We start from the raw sequence: 5327 nt of genomic DNA, 5'->3' as shown, positions 1-5327 counted from the left end.
CCTTGCCCACACTTCGCTGCGCTTGTGTGGGCAAGGTCGGCGTGCTACGGGCTGCGCTGACGCTTCGGTGCTGCGCTGCGCTTCGCACCAAGCCTGACGGCTTGCCCTTCGCATGCCTCACGCAAGTGGTATTTTGGTGTTTTATCTTGTTTGTATACATGTATTTTTTTACTTTGTTTAATGCTCATTATCAATCACTTACAAGTTTAAAATTTTTTACTTTGTTTGAACCGCATTCGCTTTATCTTGTTTTACATTGATTTTCAAGCATGTACAAGGTTAAATCTTGAATGCATGGACTTTACACGACGCTTTAACCTTGAATATGCAAATTTTATCTTTGTAGTTATGTGTTTATTTGTTTAAGCTAGGAAGCTCAAACTACGTTATCAGGTACTTGCAAGGTTAGGTCTTGAATGAATGAGATGAGCATACATGCTGCGTGCGTGAGGCATGCGGAGGGCGTGCGTTAGCACGGTGCGAAGCCCCTCGCCCACGCTTTTACTCTTGCCCAGGGGGCGGGTGGGGGCGTAGCACCGTCAGCCCGTAGCACGCCGACCCGAGCGCAGCGAGGGACACGCCCAAAAAAGTAAAATCAACCATTATTATATTCTACCTTATAATACCTGATTGATAATTATCTTGTTTAGATAGATGTTTTTATTTTTGTTTTATGAATGGTCAAGATACGTTACCTTATCAAAAAGTATATCAAGAGGACGTAGAGTATTTTGAAAAAATAGTGAGTGCAAAAAATATCCTTCTACCGCAACAAGAAAAATATGAAAATTATCTCTCTGACCACACGGAAGATTATGTTTTTTATCCTGAAATTGTCTTAAAACCTCACTCAGCCGAGCAGATTAGTCAAATTTTATCTTATTGTAATGAAAAACACATACCTGTAACACCACGAGGGGCAGGAACAGGTTTAAGTGGTGGTTCTTTATGCGTATGTGGAGGCGTATGTTTAAGCGTTGAAAATCTTAACAGAATTATAGAAATTGATACCCTGAATTTTCAAGCTGTTGTAGAACCTGGAGTAATTACACAAGTATTTCAAGAAGCAGTAATAGAAAAAGGATTATTCTACCCTCCTGACCCATCTAGTAGAGGAAGCTGCTTTATGGGAGGTAACATTGCACACAACTCAGGCGGACCGAGAGCAGTAAAATACGGCGTAGTCAAGGATTATATTTTAGGATTAGAAGTAGTTTTAGCAAATGGCAGTATCATTCAAACAGGTGCAAAAACCTTAAAAAATGCCACAGGGTATAATCTAACTGCTTTGATAATAGGTTCAGAGGGCACATTGGGAGTGGTTACAAAAATATTCGTTAAACTTATCCCGTACCCTAAATTTAGATTGTGTATGTTAGTTCCTTTTTATGAAGAGATAGCGGCCTGTAATGCAGTAGCATCTATTTTTCGGATAAACATCACCCCTTCAGCTTTGGAATTCATGGAATACGATGCAATTACATGGGGACAAAAGTACACAGGTATTCAATTATTTGATGACCCTCATATACGCGCACATCTCCTTATAGAGGTAGATGGTAACGAGTTAGAAAGCTTATACCAAGACTGTGAAAAAATATACAAAGTTTTAGAAGCCTATCCTATTGGGGAAGTTTTATTCGCTGATAGTACAGATGCCCAAGCTAATTTGTGGAAGTTACGCCGAAGCATAGGAGAAGCAGTAAAGCAAAACAGCATTTACAAAGAAGAGGATACCGTAGTACCTCGTGCGCATTTAGGTAAGTTATTACAAGGGGTAAAGGAAATAGGTAAAAGGTATGGGTTTCGTTCTATTTGTTATGGGCATGCTGGCGATGGTAATTTACATGTCAATATTGTAAAAGAGAATATGCCTGACAAGATGTGGAAAGAAACGATACCTCAAGCCATACGTGAGATATTTCATCTTTGCAAGCAGTTAGGGGGTACCATTTCTGGAGAACACGGCGTCGGATATGTACAAAGACCATACTTAGACATTGTTTTCGATCCTGTACAAATAGATATTATGAAACAAATCAAGAAAATTTTTGACCCTAACGGAATTCTCAACCCTCAAAAGATATTTGTATAGTCCGTGTAAAAGAGTAGGTTATTTTATTTTAAGCACATAACTTTATCAATTTTGTTTCATAATACCTTTCTAATTGCTTTCAAGATCCATAGCAGCAGCATTAACAACAGAATACCAAAACCACCGTATATAATAGCCTCTTTGGGTCTGTAAATCATTGAAATACCAAATACTATCAGGAATATGCCCGATAGTGAATAAGTGATAAATTCATAGAGCTCTTTGTTGTAATCCCAAATTTCGGCTTTCATGTAGTCCTGACCAGGGTAGATGACCTTTACCTTCTTTCCTACTCTTATGTTCAAATCTTTGGCACTTGACCTATACTCGTTGTTCCATCTTAGTTCTAACGTTCCTACTCCTTGTATCTTGAACTCGACGATTGGAACAGCATAGTATCTACCTGGTTCATCTGTATCTCCCTCCCAAAACTCTTTTTCTATTCTGATAACAGTACCATCCACTTTGGTATATGTTCGTGCTTTTTTTACTCTTCTCCAAAAAATGACAACATGCACAGTTAACCCTATCAAACCAATTATTGTCATTAAATAAGCAAAGAAAGTCATTGTAATAATTGTAAAGTGGATTATTATTCAAATATAAGCGAGTTTTATCTTTTTGAAGCGGAGTTAAGATTATTTATTATTAAGTTTATCTTTCGTTCACACGAAGGTTTGCGAATAAGTTATTAAGATTTTGATTTTTTTGGACGTGTCCTTGCTTGCATGAGCGCAGCGAAACGCCCACAAGGGCACGCCCAAAAAAATACAAACCTTTATCTTCTTATCAAAAAACAGACCTTTGGAATGAATGTAACCTAAGTAACACACATAAACGATAAGTTATGCGTAAAATTGTCTGAAAAATGGAAATAATAGGCTACGCAGCAACTCTTTTAATTGGAATTTCATTGGGCTTAACAGGGAGCGGAGGAAGTATCTTAATGATGCCCATTCTAGTTTATCTTTTCAAATTGGACTTTCTACAAGCAACAGGTTATTCCCTGTTTGTGGTAGGTCTGACCAGCTTGGTAGGTGTAGTAAAATACTCTAACCAAAAACATATTAACCTCGTAACAAGCCTTATATTTGGAATTCCTTCATTGCTACTTGTAAGTATAACCCGAAAATACATAGTACCTCAAATACCCTCAACTATTTATTTGACTGAAAGCATGTCCATAAACAGAGATTTTATTTTAATGATATTTTTTGCTACCTTGATGATAGCTGCTTCATTAAGATTTATCCGTAAACCCCAAACAGAAACTTTGAAAAACTCACCAAACTCCCCCGTATCTTGGATAAAACTTGCCATAGTAGGTATGGTAGTGGGCTTTTTGACGGGATTACTAGGCATCGGAGGAGGTTTCTTAATTATCCCTGCGCTAGTAAGTTTTGCATACATAGACATGAAAAAAGCCGTTGGAACATCTTTGCTGCTTATTACTGTCAATTCAATAGCAGGCTTTTTGAGCCAAAATAACCTCATGAATATAGATTGGCGCTTTTTAATGATAGTCAGCAGCATTTCTATTCTTGGAATGCTCATTGGTAGCGGATTCGTTAAAAGAATTAACTCACAACAGCTTAAAGTAGGCTTTGGTTGGTTTATTTTAAGCGTGGGAATTTTTATTCTTGTCAAAGAAATTGTATATTCGTAAATTAAAAACCTATGAAAGTAGAGCAAATCTATACGGGCTGCTTGGCACAAGGTGCTTATTACATTACCTCAAATGGAGAAGCAGCCATCATCGATCCCTTGCGGGAAACTAAGCCTTACCTAGACCGATTGGCAAAAGATGGGGTTAAGTTAAAGTACATCTTTGAAACGCATTTTCATGCAGACTTTGTATCAGGGCATTTAGATTTGAGCAAGGCAACAGGAGCGCCAATTGTCTATGGTCCTACGGCAAAACCTGCTTTCGAAGCCATCATTGCCGAAGATGGGCAAGAGTTCAAAATTGGAAACATCACTATTCAAGTGCTACACACGCCTGGGCACACCTTAGAAAGCGTTACTTATCTACTCAAAGATGAAAACGGAAAACCTTACTGTATTTTCTCAGGCGATACCTTGTTCTTGGGCGATGTGGGCAGACCTGATTTAGCCCAAAAAGCAGCTAACATGACCCAAGAAGAACTTGCAGGGATGCTTTATGATAGCCTGATGAACAAAATTATGCCCCTGCCCGATGACGTAATTGTTTATCCTGCTCATGGTGCAGGAAGCGCTTGTGGCAAAAATATGATGAAAGAAACCGTAGACACTTTGGGCAATCAAAAGAAAGTCAATTACGCGCTTAGACAACCTAATAAAGAAGCTTTTATCAAAGCAGTTTTAGATGGTCTACTTCCCCCACCTAAATACTTTGGTATGAACGTAGCTATGAACAAGGAGGGCTATCAAAGCTTTGAGAATGTACTCAAAAAAGGACTTCATCCGATTGAGGTCAATCAATTTGAAGCAGTAGTAGAAGCTACTAACGCCCTCATTTTGGACACTAGACCTGCATCAGAATTCTACAAAGGTTTCATTCCTAACAGCATAAACATTGGCTTAAAAGGTGATTTTGCGCCTTGGGTAGGTGCTATGATTGTAGATGTACAGCAGCCTATTGCGTTGGTCTGTACGCCAGGTACAGAAGAAGAAGCCGTTACAAGATTAAGTCGCGTAGGTTTTGATAATGTGGTTGGCTATCTCGATGGCGGTTTTGAAGCATGGAAAAACGCAGGTTTTGAAATAGATACTGTAAATAGAATCACAGCACAACAGTTTGAAAGCCAAGTAGATATAGAAAAAGACCTAATCATTGACTTACGCAGACCTTCTGAATACAACGCAGAGCATATCCAAAACGCAGAAAATAAACCTTTGGACTACATTAACGATTGGTTGAAGGATATTAACCCACAGCAGCATTTTTATATTCATTGTGCAGGAGGTTATCGTAGCATGATTGCAGCGAGCATATTGCTCTCCCGCGGATACAGAAATTTCACAGAGATTGAAGGAGGATTTAATGCTATTAAAAACACAAGTATTCCAAAAACTGACTACTCATGTCAAAGTAAAAAAGTGTAAGGATTGATATTCAAAATCTCAAACGAAAGCAAGCTGTGTGTAGTAGCTTGCTTTTTTATTTTAGTTTATTTTTGGGCGTGCCCCTTGCTAACGCAAGGGTCGGGGCATTCCGCACTACGCTTCGCTTCGGTACTTCGCTAACGCT

General features: G+C 38.7%; 4 protein-coding genes. 3 read left to right on the top strand and 1 reads right to left on the bottom strand.

Annotated elements, in window-relative coordinates; genetic code table 11:
* Positions 1-673: 673 nt before the first annotated feature.
* Entirely contained in the window at positions 674-2095 is a 1422-nt protein-coding gene (locus tag NZ519_11515) for an FAD-binding protein (GenBank protein MCS7029381.1), read from the top strand.
* A gap of 56 nt (positions 2096-2151) precedes the next feature.
* Here NZ519_11515 and NZ519_11510 read toward each other — a convergent pair whose 3' ends face one another.
* Entirely contained in the window at positions 2152-2643 is a 492-nt protein-coding gene (locus NZ519_11510; protein ID MCS7029380.1) for a hypothetical protein, read from the bottom strand.
* 320 nt (positions 2644-2963) lie between these two features.
* Between NZ519_11510 and NZ519_11505 the strand changes: the two genes are divergently transcribed.
* Both NZ519_11505 and NZ519_11500 read left to right on the top strand, forming a co-directional pair.
* A complete protein-coding gene (locus tag NZ519_11505; protein ID MCS7029379.1) occupies positions 2964-3761 on the top strand; it encodes a sulfite exporter TauE/SafE family protein in 798 nt (265 codons plus the stop codon).
* Between the two features lie 11 nt (positions 3762-3772).
* Complete coding sequence (locus NZ519_11500; protein ID MCS7029378.1) at positions 3773-5182, top strand: MBL fold metallo-hydrolase; 1410 nt, start codon at positions 3773-3775, stop codon at positions 5180-5182.
* Positions 5183-5327 lie beyond the last annotated feature (145 nt).

This window comes from Bacteroidia bacterium (assembly GCA_025056095.1).
Lineage (GTDB): Bacteria > Bacteroidota > Bacteroidia > JANWVE01 > JANWVE01 > JANWVE01.
The sequence above is the reverse complement of the archived record's forward strand: the minus strand, read 5'-3'. Positions and strand labels throughout refer to the sequence as shown.

Excerpts from the sequence above, each read along its gene's own strand:
- NZ519_11510 (MCS7029380.1), bottom strand. The coding sequence starts at position 2,643 with ATGACAATAATTGGTTTGATAGGGTTAACTGTGCATGTTGTCATTTTT.
- NZ519_11515 (MCS7029381.1), top strand. The coding sequence starts at position 674 with ATGAATGGTCAAGATACGTTACCTTATCAAAAAGTATATCAAGAGGAC.
- NZ519_11505 (MCS7029379.1), top strand. The coding sequence starts at position 2,964 with ATGGAAATAATAGGCTACGCAGCAACTCTTTTAATTGGAATTTCATTG.
- NZ519_11500 (MCS7029378.1), top strand. The coding sequence starts at position 3,773 with ATGAAAGTAGAGCAAATCTATACGGGCTGCTTGGCACAAGGTGCTTAT.